Origin of the sequence: Rhodomicrobium vannielii ATCC 17100 (assembly GCF_000166055.1) — a bacterium.
GTDB lineage: Bacteria > Pseudomonadota > Alphaproteobacteria > Rhizobiales > Rhodomicrobiaceae > Rhodomicrobium > Rhodomicrobium vannielii.
This window is the reverse complement of record NC_014664.1, coordinates 1444450-1465016: the sequence shown is the minus strand read 5'-3', so window position 1 is coordinate 1465016 and position 20567 is coordinate 1444450. Positions and strand designations below refer to the sequence as shown.

Below are 20567 nucleotides of genomic sequence, written 5' to 3'. Positions count from 1 at the left end.
CGCGGACGCGATTCATGTTGTCGTCTGTTGCCATTCGAGCCACCATCGTCGACCAGGGCGGGTTGTGCGCCGCAGTCCACCCATCGGTGTAGAAACCCACAGGCCACACCAGGTCACATTAAAATGTGATGCATATGCCACAATTTCCCCAAACTCAGGCTGCACCGATGCGAGACAGCAACAGGGGCGGCAAAACCACGTGGCGGCAGGCATTCCGACGCATTTGAATGCAGGGTTTTCGCGGGTGCGGGCGGTACTCGCAAGCGTGGCAAACGCACGACTTTTCGGCAAGGCACTGCGCTTCTGGCTCTCGCTCGGCGTCGTGATCGCGGCCATTACGTCCTCCGTCGCGACGTTCCTCATCCTCAACGGCCTCACCTCGATCTTCCCGACGAACAATGTCGTCTTGTCGACGCTCGGCATCAACGCCTCGTTCGTCGCCATCATCATCGGCATCATCGGCTTCCAGGTCGTCCAGCTTCTGAAGGCGCGAAAACGGGAGGCGGGCGCGGGGCTTCACTTCCGCATCGCTGCGGTGTTCAGCTTCGTGGCGCTGTTTCCGGCGGTGCTGCTCGCGGTCTTCGCCACCGTCTCCATCGACCGCACCTTCGACACTTTCTTCTCCACGCGCGTCAAGAGCATCGTCAACAACACGGTCGAGGTCGCGCAGTCCTATCTGCAGGAAAGCGGGCAGGTGATCCGCTCCGACCTCGTGGACGTGGCGCGCGAGGTCGAAATCGGGGCAGCGCTTTTCACGGAGAACAAGGCGGCGTTCGAACGCCTTTTCTCGTCCGCTGTGTCCCTTCGCGCGCTGCCGGCGGCCTTCATCATCGACTCGCGCGGGAAATTGCTCGCGGCGTCGTCGACCGATGGCCCGCGCTACAAGGCCCCGCCGCCCGCCGACATCGCGCGGGCAGCGGAGGGGCGCATCGTGCCACTTTCGTGGGATCTGGCTAACGGTGTCGCCGCGATCAAGAAGCTGAACGGCTTCGAAGACGCGTTCATCTATGCCCTGCGCCCGGTGAACCCGAACGTGTTCCGCCTTCTCCAGCGCACGCAGCAAAACATCATCCAGTTCCAGCAGCTCGAATATTCGCGCGCCCAATATCAGTTCGTGTTCGCGCTGATGTATGTGCTCCTCGCGCTGACGTTGCTCGCGTCGGCGATCTGGACGGGCCTCGTCTTCGCGAACCGCCTCGTCATGCCGATCAGGAAGCTCATCGGCGCGGCGCAGGAAGTGAGTCAGGGCAATCTGAACGTCCAGTTCGATGACGGGTTCGCGCGCGACGACATCGGCCGCCTCGGCCAGACGTTCAAGCAGATGACGGTCGACCTGAAGACGCAGCGCGACGACATCATGAGCGCCAATTCCGAACTCGACGAGCGCCGCCGCTTCATTGAGGCGGTGCTTTCGGGCGTGACAGCCGGTGTGATCGGCGTCGATCCGGCGGGCTGCATCAAACTCATCAACCGCTCCGGCCTCGAACTTCTGGGCCTTCCCGACGATGATGGCGTCATCGGCAAGCCGCTGGTGGAGGCCGTGCCGGAGTTCGGCGAGGTCATCGAGAAGGGCCGCCGCCAGTCGCGGACGAAGCCGGTGCATGGCCAGATCACCATCGTGCGCGAGACGGGCGAACGGAATTTTGCCGTCCAGGTCACGCGCGAGAAGGACGATCAGGCCGATTTCGGCGTCGTCCTCACCTTCGACGACGTGACCGAACTGACCGTCGCGCAACGAACCTCCGCATGGGCCGACGTCGCGCGCCGCATCGCGCACGAGATCAAGAATCCGCTGACGCCGATCCAGCTTTCCGCCGAGCGCATCCGCCGCAAATACGGCGCGTCGATAACGCATGATCGCGAAATTTTCGAGAAGTGCACGGAAACCATCATCCGCCACGTGGGTGACATTGGTCGCATGGTGGATGAGTTCTCGTCGTTCGCACGCATGCCTCAGGCAGTCTTCGAGGAGCAGGATATTCGCGAAGTCGTGCGAGAGGCGGTGATTCTGTTCCAGATGAGCCGCTCCGACATCGAATACAAGCTCGACATGCCGAAGGAGAAGCTCATCGCGCTGTGCGACAGGCGGCTTCTCACGCAGGCCGTCACCAATCTTGTGAAGAACGCGAGCGAGGCCGTGGATGCGTACCGCGCTTCGAATCCCGAGAGCGGGAAAGGGCGCGTGATGACGAAGCTCAGGCTCATCGATCATCGCTTTGACATCGAGGTCGTGGATACAGGTGTGGGGCTGCCGAAGGAGAACCGCCACAGGCTTGTCGAGCCCTACGTGACGACGCGGCAGAAGGGCACGGGCCTCGGTCTGGCCATCGTGCAGAGAATTACGGAGCAGCACGGCGGGGTGCTCGAACTCGCCGACGCTCCGGTCACTGAAAACTGCGACCACGGCGCGCGGATCAGCATGACGATCCCCGTGTCGCACGGCGCGGAACGAACTGAAAAAGACGAAGCGAGAACGAACGGCCAGGCGGAGCTGATGCTCGCCGACAGCCATTTGCAAAGCTGAGGGGAAGAGGGAGCAAGCCATGGCGTCAGACATTCTGATCGTCGACGACGAAGCCGATATCCGGGAACTCGTGTCGGGCATCCTCGAAGACGAGGGCCACAAGACGAGGCTCGCCAAGGACAGCGACGAAGCGTTGCGCTCCATTGAGGAACGCCGCCCCTCGCTCGTCATCCTCGACATCTGGCTGCAAGGGTCGAAGCTCGACGGGCTCGAAGTGCTCGCCCGGGTGAAGAAGAACCATCCCGAGCTGCCGGTGGTCATCATATCCGGCCATGGTAATATCGAAACGGCCGTCACCGCCATCAAGCGCGGCGCTTACGAATATATCGAGAAGCCGTTCAAGGCGGATCGCCTCGTGCTCGTCACGGCCCGCGCGCTCGAAGCGTCCAAGCTCCGCCGCGAAAATCGCGAGTTGAAGGAAAGGAGCTATTACAGCTCCGACCTGATCGGCAAATCCGCGGCGATGAACCATCTGCGGCAGGCTATTCAGAAGGTCGCGCCGACGAACAGCCGCGTGATGATTACGGGGCCGCAGGGCTCCGGCAAGGAGCTAGCCGCGCGCTATCTGCACGCCAGTTCGAGCCGCGCGAACGGCCCCTTCGTCGCCGTGAATGCCGCGTCCATGGCCGCCGACCGCGTGGAGACTGAGTTCTTCGGCGTCGAGGAAACCGGGTCGACGGTGCGCAAGGTCGGCGCGCTCGAAGAGGCGCATAACGGTACGCTCTATATCGATGAAGTGGCCGACATGCCGGTCGAGACTCAGGGCAAGCTCCTGCGCGTGCTCGTGGAGCAGAAATTCCAGCGCATCGGCGGCGGCCCGAAAGTGTCGGTCGACGTGCGCCTCGTGTCGTCCACCAGCCGCGACCTTGAGCGCGAAATGGCGGCCGGGCGCTTCCGGCAGGATCTTTTCCACCGCCTCAACGTGGTGCCGCTGAGGGTTTCGGCCCTTGTCGAGCGGCGCGAAGACATCCCGGAACTCGTGGAGCACTTCGTGAAGCAGATCGCGGCGTCGTCGGGCCTTCCGCCGCGCGTCATCGGCGACGACGCCATGGCCGTGCTGCAAAGCCACGAATGGCAGGGGAACGTGCGTCAGCTTCGCAACATTGTCGAACGTGTCATGATCATGTCTACCGGCGAGCCGGACGCGGTCATCACCGCCGACATGCTGCCCGACGACATCGGCGCGAACGTCCCTTTATCGTCGAACGGCTCCGGCGGTGAACATCTCATGTCGCTGCCGCTGCGCGACGCACGCGAAATCTTCGAACGCGAATATCTCATGGCGCAGATCAACCGCTTCGGCGGCAACATCTCGCGCACCGCGGAATTCGTCGGCATGGAACGCTCGGCGCTGCACAGGAAGCTGCGCGCGCTTGGCGTCAATTCCAACGAAAGGGGCGGCGAGGTCCGTCACTAGTGCTCTGGCGTATATTTCTGGTCCACATAGCAAACGCATGCGCTTTGAGAGCACCAGCAACCAATTGATTGCAGAGCAGTTTTGAATTTTGATGAAAGTGCCAGCAGCGGATGCGGATCGAATGTAAAATTCACTGCATGAGGGCATGATCCGTAAAAGTGGACAGGAGCGCGCTTTTGATTCCATCAAAAGCTGGAGCGCTCTGAAGGCGAGGCGGAAGCTTCGGAGCCGTCGAACGATGGCTGTCTTTTGTCCCTTCACACCCTCGATACATGTTGGCAGTAAAGTTGCATGCCCGTTGCCTGCGAGCAGGCTTGCGCGGCGAGCCACTTTCGGAGAAAAGGTGCGCGCTGTTCCGGTGGGACAGGCGCGAGCAGACATGTGGCGAAGTTGCGATCGACGACAGAAGCGGCTCGCACCTTCGCGTAAGAAAGGCAGACGATGACGCGGGTTGTGTATGTAAACGGCGAATACGTTCCCTACGCGCAGGCGAGCGTGCATGTGGAAGATCGCGGGTTTCAGTTCGCGGACGGCGTTTACGAAGTGTGCGAGATCCTCGACGGCAATCTCGTGGATGAGCGCCGCCACATGGCGCGGCTCGAACGGTCGCTCTCGGAACTGCGGATCGACGAGCCGATGAGCCTGCGGTCGCTGGGTGTCATTTTGCGCGAAACCGTTCGCCGCAACCGCGTCAGAAATGGCATCGTTTATTTGCAGATCACGCGCGGTGTGGCGCGGCGCGATTTCGCCTTTCCGAGCCCCGGCGACGCACCGGGCGTAGTGTGCTTCGCGCGCTCGCTGTCACGCAAGGCGGGCGATGCGAAGGCGGCGGTCGGTGTGGCGGTGATCACTCTGCCGGACATCCGCTGGAAGCGCGTCGACATCAAGACGACCGGCCTTCTCGCGCAGTCGCTCGCAAGGCAGGCGGCGCGCGAAGCGGGCGCCTACGAGGCCTGGCTTGTCGACGAAAAGGGCTACGTCACGGAAGGCGCATCCTGCAACGCGTGGATCTTAACAGGCGATGGCAAGCTCGTGACGCGCTCTGCGGAGTCTGGTATCCTCCGAGGGATCACGCGAGAGGTTGCGATGGAAACCGCCCGCGCGCGTGGTCTTCACTACGAAGAGCGGCCTTTCACGGTGGAGGAAGCCAAATCGGCTAGGGAAGCCTTCCAGACCTCCGCATCCGGGCTTGTGATGCCCGTGGTGAAAATCGACGGGGTCGCGATCGGAAACGGGAAACCGGGCGAGATCGCAAGCGGCTTGAGAGCGGCCTACCACGGAGTGGCTGAAGTCTCCACGCCACACCACCTTTTAACTTAGAGCGTCAGACTATCGGAGGTGGCGGTGCCGGCGTTGCGGTGCCAGAGATGGGTTGCGCCAGCAACCAACTGAGCTAACAGGGGCAAATAGCGGGTATTGGGCAAGCGGCCATCAGTGTCGCGAGAAAATAATGGACAGGTCATGCCTCCAGAGAAACAACAGAACCTTCAGGACGCTTTTCTCAATCACGTACGGAAAAACAAGACCCCGCTTACGATTTTCCTCGTGAACGGCGTCAAGCTGCAAGGCATCGTCACGTGGTTCGACAATTTCTGCGTGCTCCTGCGCCGCGACGGTCACTCGCAGCTTGTCTACAAGCACGCCATCTCGACAATCATGCCCGGCGGCCCCATTTCGTTCTTGGACGGAGATCAGGTACAGGATCGATAGCAGACATTGAAAACGCTCGAACGCAGTGAACGAGCCGCGCAGCGCGCGGGCATCAACGACGGCGAAACAACGGCAGGCGATGACGACGGGGCGACGCGCGCTATCGTGATCGTGCCGGTGCTGAAGGGCCAGAGCGGTCCGCAAGGCGCATTCGCTCTGGCGCTTTCGAGCGAAGAGAGGCTGGAAGAGGCCGTGGGGCTCGCCATTGCCATCGGGCTCGATGTTGCCTTTTCGGGCACGGTGCCGCTGGCGCAAATCAAGCCTGCGGCGCTGCTCGGCACGGGCAAGGTTGAGGAGATCGGCGCGATCATCGCAGCCGAAGGCGTGAGCGTGGCGATCGTCGATCATCCGCTGACGCCCATCCAGCAACGCAACCTCGAAAAGGCGTGGAACGCCAAGGTGCTCGACCGCACCGGGCTCATCCTCGAAATCTTCGCCGAGCGCGCGCGCTCCAAGGAAGGCCGCCTTCAGGTGGAGCTTGCGCGCCTCACCTACCAAAAGAGCCGCCTCGTGCGGTCGTGGACCCACCTTGAGCGCCAGCGCGGCGGCTTCGGCTTTCTCGGCGGCCCCGGCGAAACGCAGATCGAGGCGGACCGGCGCGCCATCGGCGAACGCATCGACGTCATCAAGAACGACCTCGCCGTGTCCGAACGCACGCGGCGGCTGCATCGCAAGCGGCGCAAGGAGACGGATCAGCAGATCGTGTCGCTCGTCGGCTATACGAATGCGGGGAAGTCGACGCTGTTCAACGCGCTGTCAGGCGCGGGCGTTCTGGCGAAGGACATGCTGTTCGCGACGCTCGACCCGACGCTTCGCCGCGTGGAGTTTGCGGATGGCGGCGCGTTCATTCTGTCCGACACTGTGGGCTTCATCTCCGACCTGCCGACGCAGCTCATTGTCGCGTTCCATGCGACCCTCGAAGAAATTCTCGAAGCCGATCTGATCCTGCATGTGCGCGACATCGCGAGCGCGTCGTCTGAGGCGCAGAAGATCGAGGTCGAGCGCGTGCTGGCCGAGATCGGCATTGATGCGGCCGCGCAAGCAAGCCGCGTGATCGAGGTATGGAACAAGTCCGACCTTCTTTCGGAGGATGAGCGTTCGGCAGTCGGAAAGCGAGCCGAGAACGCCGCGCATCCGGCCGGGCTCGTCTCGGCGCAGACAGGCGAGGGCGTTCCCGAGCTTGCAGCGGCGATCCGCATCCGACTTCAGGCGCATCTGCGCACCCGCGACGTGGTCGTGGGCGAGGCCGATGGCGCGTTCATCCACTGGCTTTACGAAAACACCGAGGTTATCGACCGGCAAGGCCGCGAGGATGGCAGCCAGCTGTTTCAGGTGCGCGTCGCGCCGGAGCGTGAGCACGACCTAGACCTGCATATCGCTCGCCCGGGCAGCTAGAGGTCTTCCGCCATCCCATGAGCAAACGAAACGCAAGAGGCGTCGTGCGGCGCGTCGGAGGGACAGCCCTCGTTCTCTGCAACTGCGCATCAGCGTTTGTTCCTACGGCTGCCGCTGGTCGATCCCGGTATCATCGGCGGACAGCGCGCCTGCGCGTCGCGCAAGGGGTAGATGCCGAGCAGTGCCGCCACCGAAGGGAACGATAGCCCGCAGCACCGCGGGAGGCGCTTGCGCCTCTCGTCCTCACCCCTCGTCTTCCGTTGCGACATGGACCTCACGCGAACCGGCGGCGGCATCGCGGAAAGCGCTGGCGCGCATCCCCGTCAGTGCCGCTTCTTGCCGGCCGTCTTCGGAGGCGCGGCGGTAATCAAGGCGGCGGCTTGTGGCACGATGGCGGTTTTCGCCAAAGCCATGCGCTGATAACCGTCGAAGCCCGCCATCAATTCCGCGAACAACGCACGCGCCGAACGCGCATTCCCTGCTTCCGTCAGGGTCATATGGTCGGGGGCGGCAAGCGGCGGGTTCATGGTCGTCCATGCGTGGATGGAACAGTGGCCGCCCATATATCTCGCCCAGTCCCAGTAGAAGGCCCCGTTTGCAGCCGCTGTTCGCCGGATTACAGCGCGCACGGTTTCGAGGCGTGGCGGCGCGTGCCATCGCCCTAACCGCTCGTCGCCGCGACCGAGCAGGCGCGAATAGCCAGCAGTTTCCTGCGGATTGAGTGCGCGGCAAACCTGCGCGCCGCCGAAGCTAGCGAAGGTGGGCAGCCGCGCCGCATCCGGTGGCCCGATCAGGAGGAGCGAGGCGGTCGGCACGGCGCTCTTGATCTGATCGACCGTCAGCCTGAGGCGCGCTTCGTATTCGCGCATGTCGAGATCGTCGTCGAAGCCCTCTTTCTTTCCGAAACTCAGAATGATGAGATCCGGATCGAGCTTCTTGAGGTCGTTCGCGGCGAAGTCGCGGTTCCATTTGGCGAGCGTCAGCGCAGTTGCGCCGGGAACTCCCGCGTTCGAGTAAACGATGCCGGGCGTCTGCGTGCCGGTCGTCAGCGACAGCATCGTCACGGCGCCATCGCCGCGCGGGCGGATCGTGATTTCGCGCGCCTTTGCCATGATACGGATGGAGGTTTGGGCCGTGTTGGGCGCACGCGTCGGAACGAGCTTCGTCTCGCCGTCGACGCTGATGGCGACCGTCCCCTGTTGCGGCCCCGTCATGAACGAGGCCTCGACCCAATCGAACGAGGTTTCAGCCGAGGTGAACCGCAGCCATGCGTCGGAGGAGGACGACGTCACGCGCACGCCGGAAAGGCCGAACGGACCGGGCGCATTCCCTGCCGCGCTGGCAAGCGACCACGCGCCGCGTCGGTCGATCTTCATCCCGCGCACGGGATAGAGGCTCGGCAGCATGAGGCCCCGCCCCGCATTGCCGAAGCGGCTGGTGAGATGCTCCCTCAGGGCACCGGCGAAGCGGTCGTCCACGATGTCGTCGCCGCCGAGATGCACGATCTTTGCCGCGCCCGACCGTCTTCCAGCGTTCAACTGCGCGAGCGCGCCGTAGAAGTTCTGCAGGGCTTCGGCTGCGGTGACCGGGTTCGGCTCGTTGGCGTCGGCGGTGTTGAGCGCAAGCGCGAGCGAGGCGTCGGACGGGGAGGGCCGCCGTGCCTCGAAGGTCGAGAAGGCGAAAAACGACGGTCCGCTGTCCGGCATGAGCGTGGGCGCGGGTTGGGAGCCTGCCGACGACGGAGACTGGAACGAAAGAAAATTGGTCTTGTAGGAACGGTTCAGCGCGGGTGCGCCTTCACGGTCGTCCGCGAGCGACGCGCGGTCGGAATCGTCGCCCCAGCCCATGCCGGGCAGGCATCCGCCAAGGAACGGAAGCGCCACCAATCCCAATACCGGAAGCAACCGCTTCCGCCATAAGCGCCGATCAGGTCGTTGACTTCCCTGCATGAAGACTCCGGCACACTTACTCGACGACATTCGACAAGCACGAAAAAGGATTATTGCTGGGAGGCGGCGCTATCCTCGCGCCACGTGAAATCATCGGCTCGCCCATCTTTCGGAGGTAGGGCATCGCCACGGCTCAGGACTTTGAAATAAAGGCGGTCGGCGAGGGGCGTCTGCCGCTGGACCTCCCGCATCGAAAATTCGCCGACGGGCGATATGACGGCTATTGCGGTCATGCCGTCGCCGAGATCGCCAAAGATCAACTCGCCACCCTGAAAGCCGGACGGACCGGCAAAGGCGGCCTGCTCGCGGCGCTGTTCGTCAGTCGCGGCCGCCGCCGTCGCGGAAGCTGCGGTCGAGGCGGGCGCATTATCTTTATCGGTCGTGGCTTTCGTTGCCGGTTCAGTCGCTGCAGCTGGCGCGCCGTCGGACCGTGCGCCCATCTCCGTCGTCCAGCGCGACTTACCGCCAGCACTCTTCGCCGAGCGGTTCCCAGGCACCACACGCGCCTGTTCTTCCTCGTCGCCCGCGAGCGGAATGTTGCGCTGCGCCTTCGCCTGGGCGAGATCGCGCCTCAGCACGATTTCCACATAGTTGGCGAGTTTGCGGCTGCCCGCTGCCGTGAAGCCCACGCCGTCGCCTTCGCGCAGCCGCTTCGTCTGGCCGGTGAGGTCGGGGCCATAGGCCGTGTAGGCGCCGGACTGATCGGTGAAGCCTGCGCTCGTATCGATGAATTTTGCGCCGTTGACATAGGCCGCCTGACGCACCGCGTCGTTCATGGCCGCGACCGCGTCGTTTCTCTGGCTGTTGGCCATGACGGGCAGACCGAGCCAGTAAATCGCGATGTTGGCGCCTTTCAGCTTGCGGATGAGCTTTTCGGCTTCCCGTCCGTAGGCGTCCTTCCATTCGGCGGTGCCGACCTGAAGCCGCCCCGTAGCGGTTGGCGCTTTCATGGACGTGGCGTCGTTCACGCCCAGCATGACGACCGCGATGTTAACGGGCGGATTGGATGAGGTCAGCTTGTCGATGTCGCCGAAAAGGCTGATCTGCTCCGTTCGAGCGAGGCCGTAATTCGATTTCGACGCATCCTGAATTTGCACCGACGCATCCTGTTTGAACGCGTCCTGAAGGCCGTTTGCAAGGCCCGATCCGAGCCAGTCGCCGATGACGCGGACCTGATAGCGATCCGTTTGCGGAAACGGCGTGACGTAGCTCGACGAAAGGGGGTTCGGTGTCTGCGCGAGAAGGGTGCCGCCGCCTGCGGCCAGCGCGGCAAAAACAACGACGGCTGTCATGAGAAAGACCGCCAGGGCGCGGGAAATCGAGGTCATTTCAAAATCCTCGCGGACGCGCCCAAGACCGAACTCCACCCCATTGCCCATGGCCTTCTTTTATGCGGGAATGTGTCAGGATCAAGCCTGCTCTGTGACTGCACACTTTTTTCCACCCAATGCCACGGAAAGCTCAGCCTTCCGCCTATCGCCATGAAAGCTCGGCGGCAAGCCGGTCGGCGAGCAGCCCAACCGCGAGAGCATACAGGTCCGAATTGTTGTATGTCTTAATGACGTCAAAGTTCGCGATGGTGAGAAAGGCGGAAAGGTTCGATTTTTCGGCCGTGAACGGGTTCGTTTTTTCAGGCTGGAAAAGACGCGCGGTTTCGGCGGGCCTCGGGAAGCGTCCCCCCGTTTCGCGCTTCAGGCCGAGCTTTCGCCAGCTTTCAAGCGGCATCGCGGAGGCCTCCATCTCGTCTGTCGTCTGGAAGCCGTCTGGCAGCCGCACCGCGTAGCCCCAGGTGCGCCCTCGCAGCCAGCCCGACTGCGCGAGATAGTTCGCCGTCGAGGCCATCGCGTCGGCCGGATTATCCCATATGTCGCCGCGCGGCGTGCCGGAGAAGCTGACGCCGAATTTGTTGTATGTGGACGGAATGAACTGCGTGTGGCCCATCGCGCCCGCCCAGGAGCCGGACAGCTTGTCGGGGGAGATGCGCTGGCTCTCAACGATCTTGAGCGCCTCCACGATCTGCGTCTTCCAGAAATCCGCGCGACGACCGGATGCCGCGAGCGTGGCGAGAGAGCGGAAGACCGCCCACGATCCCTGCTTGTTGCCGAAATCCGATTCGGCGCCCCATATCGCGACCAGGACGAAGCGGCTCACGCCGTAGCGCCGCTCCAGCACCTTGAGCTTCGCCTCGTATTTGAGATAGGCGGCCTTGCCGTCGGCGATGCGCGCAGGCGTGATGATGCGATCGAGATATTGCGTCGCGGTGAGGGTGAACTCGGGCTGGCGGTTGGCGAGCCGCAGAACTTCGGGATCGGGTTCCAGCCCCGCGAACGCCGCATTGAACGTCTCGCGTGAAACGCCCTCGCGCTCGGCGACCGGCCAAAGCTCCGACTTCAGGGCGGCAAATGCGGTGTCCTGCGCCTCTCCGGCGCGTACGCTTGAGAAGGTCGCGAGCGCCATCGTCACGATGAGCACGGCGGCCACACGCGCGGCGACCATTTGCACCGTCGATTCTCCCTCAAAGCGCCTCGCGGGAGCCGCAATTAACGCTTCTATCTCGGCGGGCGTTCGCTATATCACTCGCGAACGGTTGCACCGCTGAAGCGCCCGAGAAACTTCGTCGATAAGCTCAAACCCCACCGAGAAGTCCCATGAGCAAGCCTATCCGCAAGGCCATTTTCCCCGTCGCCGGTCTCGGCACGCGCTTTCTCCCCGCCAACAAGGCGATGCCGAAAGAGATGCTGACCGTTGTCGATCGCCCCATCATCCAGCACGTGGCCGACGAGGCGCGTACTGGCGGCATCGAGCATTTCATCTTCGTAACTGGGCGCAATAAAGGCGTCATCGAGGATCATTTCGACCGGCAATTCGAGCTGGAAGAAGTGCTTAGGCGGCGCAACAAGCAGGAAGAGCTGCTCAACCTCGAAACGCATCTGCCGAAGCCGGGTGCGACGAGCTTCACGCGTCAGCAGGAGCCGCTCGGCCTCGGTCACGCGGTGTGGTGCGCGCACGACATCGTGGGCAGCGATCCGTTCGCGCTGCTGCTGCCGGACGTGATCGTGCTGCCCGATGGCGAGAGCTGCCTCGGCCAGATGATCCGTGTCTATGGCAATCTCACCGAGAAATATCCCGACGCGAAGATCAACATCGTCGCCGTCGAAGAGGTCGCGCCCGAGGAGACGAGTTCCTACGGCGTGGTCGGACTTGCTGGCGTCGAGGGCGACAGCTTGTGGCGTATCGATTCGATGGTGGAAAAGCCGGCCAAGGGCACCTCGCCCTCGAATCTCATCATCATGGGTCGCTATATCCTCCAGCCCGAGATTTTCGACATCCTGAAGTATCAGGAGCGCGGCGCGGGCAACGAGATCCAGCTGACCGACGCGATGCGCACGCTCATGCGCGATCAACTGTTCTTCGCCTACAAATTTCGGGGCAAGAGCTACGATTGCGGCTCGAAGCTTGGCTTCCTCACGGCGAACGTCGCGTTCGCGCTGGCGCGCTCCGACCTCGGCCCCAAATTTGGCGAGGAGCTGAAGAAGCTCGCCGCCGAGATGCAGGTGAAAAAGGCCGCCGAATAATCAGCCGGTTGCAACGGCTTTTTCCTCACACACGCCCGCCCGCTTTTCTTGATGCGACCGCATTTGCTCCTTAACAAAGGGTAAACGGCGACAGGACAAAAGGGGGCGGCGATGGTGCAATCTGCGGCGCGGATCGGCATTGGCGTGGACAGAATCGTTAGCGCGGGCGAGGCGTTGCCCGAGCCGGGCAGCGCTGCCGCGGTGGCGCGTCGGACACTCGAATGCAGCCTCGACGGGCTTCTCGCGCTTCGAGCCTCGCTCGCCAACGGCCTGGCCCTCGATTTCGAGCGTGCGGTCGCGCTGATCCACGCCTGCCGTGGCCGCGTGATCGTCACCGGCATGGGCAAAAGCGGCCATGTCGGCCAGAAGATCGCGGCGACGCTCGCTTCAACCGGCACGCCCGCGCAGTTCGTTCATCCCGCAGAGGCAAGCCACGGCGATCTCGGCATGATAACGGCGGCCGACACCGTCCTCGCGCTTTCGTGGTCGGGCGAAACGGTGGAGCTGGCGAGCATCCTCACCTATTCGCGCCGCTTCCGCGTGCCACTCATCGCGCTGACCTCGCGGCGCGAAAGCGCGCTCGGCAAGGCGGCCGATGTCGTGCTTCAGCTTCCGCCCGTGAAGGAGGCGTGCCCGCACGGCCTCGCGCCGACCACCTCGACGCTGACGCAACTCGCGCTCGGCGATTGCCTCGCCATCGCGCTGCTCGAAGGACGCGGCTTCACGGCCTCAGATTTCAAGGTGTTTCATCCGGGCGGCCAGCTCGGCGCGAACCTCAAGCACGTGGCCGACATCATGCACAAGGGCGAGCGCATGCCGCTTGCAGGCGCGGACGCACCGATGAGCGCCGCGCTCGTCACCATGACCGAGAAGGCGTTCGGCTGCCTCGGCGTGGTGGATGCGGAGGGGAGGCTCGCGGGCATCGTCACCGATGGCGATTTGCGCCGTCACATGGCGGGCGATCTCCTGGGGCGCCGTGCCGCCGACATCATGACGTGCAATCCGAAGACGATCACGCCGACGATGCTTGCGAGCGCCGCGCTTCAGATCGTGAACGAGAAGAAGATTACGGCGCTGTTCGTGGTGGACGACGGCGTGCCGGTCGGCATCGTGCACATCCACGACCTGTTACGCGTCGGCGTCGCCTGACGGGGCGCGTTTTCAGCACTGCGAGGTGGGATAAGCCGCCGAAGCTGTTGCAAAGCGCGCCGCCGATGCTAATCTGTGCGCTGGCTGGATATCGGCCAACGGGTTGCCGAATGCTATGGTTCCCCGCTGCGGGTATGGTGAAATGGTATCACAGGAGCTTCCCAAGCTTCTAGCGCGGGTTCGATTCCCGCTACCCGCTCCAACTTCACCTTTTTGCATCTCGGCTGGCCGGCGCGACCGCAGCTGCTATGATCTGCGCTTGCCGCCATTCTGATGCAGAGCCGCAATTTCGAGGACATGCTGTTTCTTGCGCAGCCGACTCGCGTCGAGGAGCATCTGTCCGGCCCAGCGATAAACATTCCGGTTCCGAATGAGATCGCGCATAAGGCGCATGCGCTCGCGCTGCTCTGCTGCGGGCATCGTGAGCGCCCGTTCGATGGCAACTCCCATAGAGTGCGGATCGTAAGGATTGACCATCAACGCTTCCGACAGTTCGCGCGAAGCCCCGGCAAAGGTCGAAAGCGCGAGCACGCCCTGCTCGTCGTCACGCGACGCGACGAATTCCTTGGCAACAAGATTCATGCCGTCATGCAGGCTTGAAACGATGCAGACGTCCGCCGCGCGGAAAAGCTCGAAAACCTCCGCAGGATCGTGGTGGCGAATGACAAGGTGCACCGGGGCGACACCATTGATGCCGTGGCGGTCGTTGATCTCCGCGGCAAGCCGCTGCGCCTCAGCCTGAAGCGCGGCATATGCGGGCAGCTTGCTCCGCGTCGGTGCGGCGGCCTGTACGAAGACGAAGCGACCCTTCCATTCGGGATGGGCGGTCAGAAGGGCGTCGATGGCCAACATCCGGTCGAGGATGCCTTTCGTGTAATCGAAACGCTCGATACCGACGGCGAGATGAGTCTCGGCCGGGATGCCGAGCCGCTCCCTGACCGCCGACCGGCATTCCGCCACCGGCTTTTGCGCCCCGAGCGCAGCCGGAGGCCACTCGATCGAAATGGGGTACGGTCTGATGAAGGTTTCCCGCCCGGACAACGTAATCGACGCGTGTTCGCGGTCGATGCGGCTTTCAATGAACCGGTCCGCAGTTTCGATGAAATTGTTACAGTGAAACTGCGTGTGGAACCCGACGATGGAACTTCCAAGGAGCCCCTGAACGATTTCTTCTTTCCACGGAAAGATGCTGAAGGTTTCCGAATTCGGCCACGGGATATGCCAGAAGGTGATGATCGTTGCCTTCGGCAGCCGCGCCCTGACCATCCGGGGCAGGAGCGCAAAATGATAGTCCTGGACGAGCACGATGGGTGAGTCCGTCGTCGCTTCGTCGACGACCGCCTTCGCGAAGCGCTCGTTGATGGCGCGGTAGGTGTCCCAGTCGGCGGCGCGAAATGTCGGGCGAACGAAGGCGATATGGCAGAGCGGCCAAAGCCCTTCATTGGCGAGACTGTAATAGTAACCTTCCTGCTCGTGCTCGCTGATCCAGACGCGCCGAAGCGTGTAACCCGGATTGTCTGGCGGCACGCGAATTCGACCTTCGGAATCGGCCATCTCCTGATCGGCGCTGCCGCTGCCATGCGCGATCCACGTTCCGCCGCAAGCGCGCGTCACCGGTTCAAGCGCCGAGACGAGGCCCGAAGCGGGGATTTGAAGCTTGATGCCGTCGGCTTCGTGATTGTGGATGTAAGGCTCGCGGTTGGAAACGACGATAACCTGCGCGTTGGCGAGTTCGCCGTTCATCACCTCGCGAATCGTTTCAGCAGTCCATTCGGTGCGCTCGGTATCGACCGAGGCGACGCGATTGAGATCCATCTTGCGAAGCGCAAGGCGCAGTTCCTCTCCGATCGGACCGAGCCTGCTCGTCATCTCTTCGATGTTCTGGCCTTGGGCAGCACTTGAGAGCGACTCTCGCAGGCCAATCAGCCAGCGTCGCACGACAGCAAGCACGGCGAGGGCCGCAAGCAGCGTGCTCACAAGGACGATCCCGACCAGCGCGGCCGTCAAGAAAGTGCGGGCTTCAGCGCTGCGCTTCGTTGCGAAGCTCAGGTCGTGCAGGATGACGAGGTGCCCTTTTGCGTTCCTCACCGCGATGGGAAAGGAGGCCGCAATCAGATGGGTTCCATCGTCGGTGATCGACGAAAAGCTGGCAGTTTCCGATCTCGCAGCCTTTTTGCAGGAGAAGGTAGACGGCATGAGCTTGGTCTGGAAACGCAGCACGCCCGGGTCCACGCAGAAGCCGAGGCCCAGCACGCGGTCGTCGTTCGCGACGCGTGCAAACAGATCCTCGATGCCGGCCTTGTCGTTCGCCGCGAGCAGTTCCGAGAAGCTGTGTCGAATTGAATTGAAGACAAGACGCGAGCGAAGTTCCACGTCGTTGCGCGACCATTGCTCGACGAGCGCGCTGGCATAGGGAGCGAGCGCGAGCACAATGAGAACGGTGGCAACCAGCGCCGCGCTGGCGTACCGCACGAACATCCGTACCGTCGGATTGCGCCACACGGGAAAGCGGGACAGAGAACTATCCCCACCGATGATCGGAAGGCTGGCAAGAAAGGAGGTCGGCCATCGCATGCACCGGTTTTATGGTGCTCGAGCTACCGCTGGCAACCATATTGTTTTTTTATTCAGATTTGCGGCAAGCGTTGGCGATGGTGCACGACACCCCACCGCGACCTTTCGCGCGGCGGCATAGATCGGAAGGCGCTCTGGACGACAGAGGCCTGCTCGCTGTAACGGTGGAGACTGGACAGCCGGGGATCGACGGGCGGCATGGGCCGCAACGGCGCCCCAACCCTCACAGGAGCACGCCTTTGCGCTCTGCCGTCATCGCCGCGACCGGCCTTTACACGCCCCCCGAAAGCATCTCGAACGACGAACTGGTCGAGGCGTTCAACGCCTATGTCGAGCGGTTCAACGCGGACAACGCAGGCGCCATCGCTGAGGGGAGCGTCGCGGCGCTTCAGCCGTCGTCGGCCGAGTTCATCGAAAAGGCGTCGGGCATCAAGTCGCGCTATGTGATGCAGAAGTCGGGCATTCTCGATCCCGCAGTGATGCGCCCGGTCATTCCCGAGCGGTCGAACGAGGAGCTTTCGCTGCTCGCCGAAATGGCCGTGAAGGCCGCCGAGGAGGCGCTCGCCCGCTGGGGCAAGCCGCGCGAACGCATCGGCGCGGTGCTCTGCGCGGCGTCGAACATGCAGCGCTCCTATCCGGCGATGGCGATCGAGGTGCAGGCCGCGCTCGGGCTTCACGGTTTCGCCTTCGACATGAACGTGGCGTGCTCGTCGGCCACTTTCGGCATCAAGACGGCGACGGATTATGTGGCGACCGGTACGGCCGACGCGGTGCTGATCGTGAACCCGGAGATTTGCTCGGGGCACCTGAATTTCCGGGACCGCGACAGCCACTTCATCTTCGGCGACGTCGCCACCGCCGTCATTGTGGAGCGCGGCGACGAGGCGGCGAGCGGCTGGGATATCCTCGGCGCGCGGCTCAAGACGCAATTCTCGAACAACATCCGCAACAATTCGGGCTTCCTCAACCGCGCCTGGCCCGAGGGGCGCGACCTGACGGACAAGCTGTTCGTGCAGCAGGGGCGCAAGGTGTTCAAGGAAGTGGTGCCGATGGTGTCGGCGCTCATCGCCGAACACGCCGCCGACATCGGCATCGATACGCATCGGCTGAAGCGGCTTTGGCTGCATCAGGCGAACATCAACATGAACCACCTGATCGGCCAGCGCGTGCTCGGCCGCGAGCCGCAGACGGGCGAGAACGTCATCATCCTCGACGAATACGCGAACACATCGTCGGCTGGCTCGATCATCGCCTTCCACAAGCATTCGGACGATCTCGCGCCCGATGATACGGGGCTGATTTGCAGCTTCGGCGCGGGCTATTCGGCGGGAACGGTGTTCGTCCGCAAGCGGTGAGCTTGGCCGTCGGTCGAGCGCCCCGTGCAACCTGTGAGAGCGGCGTAAAGCCGGTGAAGGGGAAGGCTAGTCCATAGCCTCACATCGCGAAACGCCTACAGGAGTGCGGCCACTCGGTATTTTACCTGGCGGATTGCTTGCGCTAAGGTCTCGCATCGATAATTGGACCTGACTGCATGCGCGCGCTGCCCGTCCTCGTTTCGCTTGCCTTCGTGCCCCTCGCCGTGCTGGCGTTGCTTCACGGCGGGCCGTGGCTTCTGGCTCTCCCTGTTTACGGCCTCGTCGTCGTTCCGGCTGCGGATCATGTTTTCGGGCTTTGCGCGCAATCCGCGCCCGCGAGCCGGGTTCAGCGCGCCTTCGCGTGGGCGTGGGTGCCGATTCAGTTCGCGCTGGTGCTCGGCCTTGCGGCGTCGGCGGACACGCTCGGCGGCTCGGCGCTGTTCGTCGCAGCCATCGGGATCGGGCTTGCGACCGGCGGCGTCGGCGGCGCGTCGGCCTTTGCGCTCCTCGATCGCGGCGGTCGCTACAACCGAGCGGCGGCCGAACTCCTCACGTGGCCGATCTTGTACGGCTCCTTCGCGGTGCGCCACGGCGGCGAGAACGGCGCGCGCGCCGCGACACCCAAAGACCCCATCACGCCGCGCTTCGGCGAAGGCTTCTACAGCTATTTCCTGCGCTCGACCTTCATTGGTCTGTTCGCCGCGTGGGACGCGGAAGATGAACGCCTCCACGCGCAAGCGCGCTCGACGCTCAGCCTCTCGAACGCATTCCTGCGCGCCTTCATCGCCTATGCCGTACTGATCGAGGCGGCGTTCCTCCTCGGCGGCGCGCTCGGCGTGATGGCGCTGTTCGTGCAAGCGCTCGTTGCGTGGGTGGTGATCGACGCGGGCGCGTATGTCGCGCGGTTCGGGCTTTTGCGCCGTCCGCTGGGGCAGGGGCATTTCGAGCCGCTCGGGCCGCAGCACGCATGGAGCGCGACGGGCGATGCGCCGCGCCTTCCCGGCGGCTTCTGCGCGATGGCGCTCATCGCCACGCTCTGGCCCGAGCGCTTCGTGCGCCTCATGAACCCGCGCGTACTCGCATGGCATGCCCGCTTCTGGGAGACGGCCGCGGCGCCGGCTGCGCCTGAGACGCAAGCCGAAGCCACGCTGAGCGAGGCGCGCGCCTAAGCGCTCTATTGCCCTAAAACAAGAACGGCGGGGGCGCGTCGTCCGCGAACACCACGCGCTCGCCTTCGAGCCGCGCTGCGCCGGACGCCACGAGCCTGAGCGCCAGCGGATAGACGCGGTGCTCCATCGCGAGGATGCGGGCGGAGAGCGCGTCTTCGTCGTCGGTGGGCAGGAGCGGCACCGCGCCCTGCGCGATGATCGGCCCCGCGTCCATCTCCTCGCTCACGAAATGCACGGTCGCGCCCGCGATGCGCGCGCCCGCGTCGATGGCGCGCTGCTGCGGGTGGAGGCCGCGAAACGACGGCAAAAGCGAGGGGTGAATGTTGAGCTGACGGCCGTGCCACGCGCGCACGAACACGGCCGAGTGCAGCCGCATGAAGCCCGCGTTGCAGACGATATCGACGCCCGCTTCGCGCAGCGCCGCCACCATCGCCTCGTCGAACGCCTCGCGCGACAGGCCCTTGTGGGAGATGACGTGCGTTGCGATGCCGGCGTCGCCGGCGCGCTGAAGGCCGCCCGCGTCCGCCTTGTTCGACAGCACGAGCACGATTTCGGCCGGGAAGTCGGGCGCGCGGGCCGCCTCGATCAGGGAGACAAGGTTCGAACCGCGCCCCGAGATGAGAACGCCGACGCGTTTTTTGGTGGTCATCGTGCGTCGCTCCCGAGCGCGCCGGAGAACAGCACCTGCGGCGCGCCTTCGCTGCGTGCCTCGATCTCGCCGAGCAGGAACGCGGTTTCGCCCGCCGCCGTACACGCGTCGATCACCGCGCCGGCGTCGGCGCGCGCGGCAACCGCCACAAAGCCGACGCCGCAATTGAACGTGCGCAGCATCTCGCTCTGCGCGACGCCGCCCGCAGCCGAAAGCCAGCGGAATACCGGCAGATATGGAACCGCGTTCAGGTCGATGCGCGCGGCGAGCGCGGGCGGAAGCACGCGGTTGACGTTGCCGGGAAGCCCGCCGCCGGTGATATGCGCGAACGCCTTCACGCGGCCGGTGCGGTGCGCCGCGAGCGCGGGCTTCACATAGATGCGCGTCGGGTCGAGCAGCGCGCGGCCGAGCGGGCGCGCGGGGTCGAAGGGCGCGGCATCGGCGAAGGACAGGCCGTGATCGCGGATGATCTTGCGCACGAGCGAGAAGCCGTTCGAGTGGACGCCCGAGGAGGCGAGGCCGATCACCACGTCGCCCGCCGCCACGTCGTTGCGCGGAAGCAGCGTACCGCGCTCGGCAGCGCCCACCGCGAAGCCCGCGAGGTCGTAGTCGCCATCGGCATACATGCCCGGCATTTCGGCCGTCTCGCCGCCGATCAGCGCCGCGCCCGCGCGCTTGCAGCCCTCGGCGATGCCAGCCACGACGGCGGTGGCGGTGTCGATATTGAGGCGGCCGGACGCGAAATAGTCGAGGAAGAAGAGTGGCTCCGCGCCCTGCACGATGACATCGTTCACGCACATGGCGACGAGATCGATGCCGACCGTGTCGTGAATGCCCGTCTCGATGGCGATCTTGAGCTTCGTGCCGACGCCGTCATTGCCCGCCACGAGCACCGGATCGGTGAAGCCCGCAGCCTTGAGATCGAAAAGGCCGCCGAAGCCGCCCAGCGCCGCGCCCGCGCCCGCCCGCGCCGTAGCCTTCGCCAGCGGCTTGATGCGCTCGACCAGCGCTTCGCCCGCGTCGATGTCGACGCCCGCACTTTTATAAGAACCGTCCGAATCCGTTGTCATGCTTTCCGCCGCAAGGCTGCCTTACTGCCCC

At 64.0% G+C, this 20567-nt stretch carries 15 protein-coding genes and 1 tRNA gene; 10 read left to right on the top strand and 6 right to left on the bottom strand.

Going from position 1 to position 20567, the window contains the following annotated elements; translation table 11 throughout:
• Window positions 1–265 precede the first annotated feature (265 nt).
• From RVAN_RS06640 to hflX, 5 genes are all read left to right on the top strand, one after another.
• The gene (locus RVAN_RS06640; RefSeq protein WP_049779248.1) at window positions 266–2524 is read left to right on the top strand and encodes a sensor histidine kinase NtrY-like; all 2259 of its coding nucleotides are present in this window, start codon (window positions 266–268) and stop codon (window positions 2522–2524) included.
• 19 nt (window positions 2525–2543) lie between these two features.
• Complete coding sequence (locus RVAN_RS06635; protein WP_013418985.1) at window positions 2544–3941, top strand: sigma-54-dependent transcriptional regulator; 1398 nt, start codon at window positions 2544–2546, stop codon at window positions 3939–3941.
• A 441-nt stretch (window positions 3942–4382) separates the two neighbouring features.
• Window positions 4383–5261, top strand: coding sequence for a D-amino-acid transaminase (locus RVAN_RS06630; protein WP_013418984.1), 879 nt, complete (start codon window positions 4383–4385; stop codon window positions 5259–5261).
• A gap of 141 nt (window positions 5262–5402) precedes the next feature.
• Window positions 5403–5651, top strand: coding sequence for an RNA chaperone Hfq (hfq, locus tag RVAN_RS06625; RefSeq protein WP_013418983.1), 249 nt, complete (start codon window positions 5403–5405; stop codon window positions 5649–5651).
• Window positions 5652–5657: 6 nt separating this feature from the next.
• A complete protein-coding gene (hflX, locus tag RVAN_RS06620) occupies window positions 5658–7046 on the top strand; it encodes a GTPase HflX (RefSeq protein ID WP_013418982.1) in 1389 nt (462 codons plus the stop codon).
• A gap of 323 nt (window positions 7047–7369) precedes the next feature.
• Here the strand turns inward: hflX and RVAN_RS06615 are convergent, their stop codons facing one another.
• From RVAN_RS06615 to RVAN_RS06605, 3 genes are all read right to left on the bottom strand, one after another.
• Window positions 7370–8929: a GDSL-type esterase/lipase family protein gene (locus RVAN_RS06615; protein ID WP_169309526.1), complete on the bottom strand. Its 1560-nt coding sequence runs from the start codon at window positions 8927–8929 to the stop codon at window positions 7370–7372.
• Window positions 8930–9045: 116 nt separating this feature from the next.
• A complete protein-coding gene (locus RVAN_RS06610) occupies window positions 9046–10323 on the bottom strand; it encodes an SGNH/GDSL hydrolase family protein (RefSeq protein ID WP_169309525.1) in 1278 nt (425 codons plus the stop codon).
• Between the two features lie 145 nt (window positions 10324–10468).
• A complete protein-coding gene (locus RVAN_RS06605) occupies window positions 10469–11491 on the bottom strand; it encodes a lytic murein transglycosylase (RefSeq protein ID WP_049779247.1) in 1023 nt (340 codons plus the stop codon).
• A 152-nt stretch (window positions 11492–11643) separates the two neighbouring features.
• On the opposite strand from RVAN_RS06605, the gene RVAN_RS06600 reads away from it, so the two are divergent.
• The 3 genes from RVAN_RS06600 (at window position 11644) to RVAN_RS06590 (ending at window position 13921) form a co-directional block, all read left to right on the top strand.
• Window positions 11644–12570, top strand: a complete 927-nt coding sequence (locus RVAN_RS06600; protein WP_013418977.1) for a UTP--glucose-1-phosphate uridylyltransferase — start codon at window positions 11644–11646, stop codon at window positions 12568–12570.
• A 111-nt stretch (window positions 12571–12681) separates the two neighbouring features.
• The gene (locus RVAN_RS06595) at window positions 12682–13719 is read left to right on the top strand and encodes a KpsF/GutQ family sugar-phosphate isomerase (RefSeq protein ID WP_013418976.1); all 1038 of its coding nucleotides are present in this window, start codon (window positions 12682–12684) and stop codon (window positions 13717–13719) included.
• Between the two features lie 128 nt (window positions 13720–13847).
• Window positions 13848–13921 (top strand) — tRNA-Gly (locus RVAN_RS06590).
• A 44-nt stretch (window positions 13922–13965) separates the two neighbouring features.
• Here RVAN_RS06590 and RVAN_RS06585 read toward each other — a convergent pair.
• Window positions 13966–16197, bottom strand: coding sequence for an alpha,alpha-trehalose-phosphate synthase (UDP-forming) (locus RVAN_RS06585; RefSeq protein ID WP_041787313.1), 2232 nt, complete (start codon window positions 16195–16197; stop codon window positions 13966–13968).
• A gap of 335 nt (window positions 16198–16532) precedes the next feature.
• Here RVAN_RS06585 and RVAN_RS06580 point away from each other — a divergent pair, with 335 nt between their 5' ends.
• On the top strand, window positions 16533–17648 hold the full coding sequence (locus RVAN_RS06580; RefSeq protein WP_013418974.1) for a beta-ketoacyl-ACP synthase III: 1116 nt from the start codon (window positions 16533–16535) through the stop codon (window positions 17646–17648).
• Window positions 17649–17824: 176 nt separating this feature from the next.
• Entirely contained in the window at window positions 17825–18817 is a 993-nt protein-coding gene (locus RVAN_RS06575) for an alkane 1-monooxygenase (RefSeq protein ID WP_013418973.1), read from the top strand.
• A gap of 13 nt (window positions 18818–18830) precedes the next feature.
• Here the strand turns inward: RVAN_RS06575 and purN are convergent, their stop codons facing one another.
• Both purN and purM read right to left on the bottom strand, forming a co-directional pair.
• Entirely contained in the window at window positions 18831–19466 is a 636-nt protein-coding gene (purN, locus tag RVAN_RS06570) for a phosphoribosylglycinamide formyltransferase (protein ID WP_013418972.1), read from the bottom strand.
• Window positions 19463–20536: a phosphoribosylformylglycinamidine cyclo-ligase gene (gene purM / locus RVAN_RS06565; RefSeq protein ID WP_013418971.1), complete on the bottom strand. Its 1074-nt coding sequence runs from the start codon at window positions 20534–20536 to the stop codon at window positions 19463–19465. The genes purN and purM overlap by 4 nt, the downstream gene beginning before the upstream one ends.
• Between the last annotated feature and the right edge of the window lie 31 nt (window positions 20537–20567).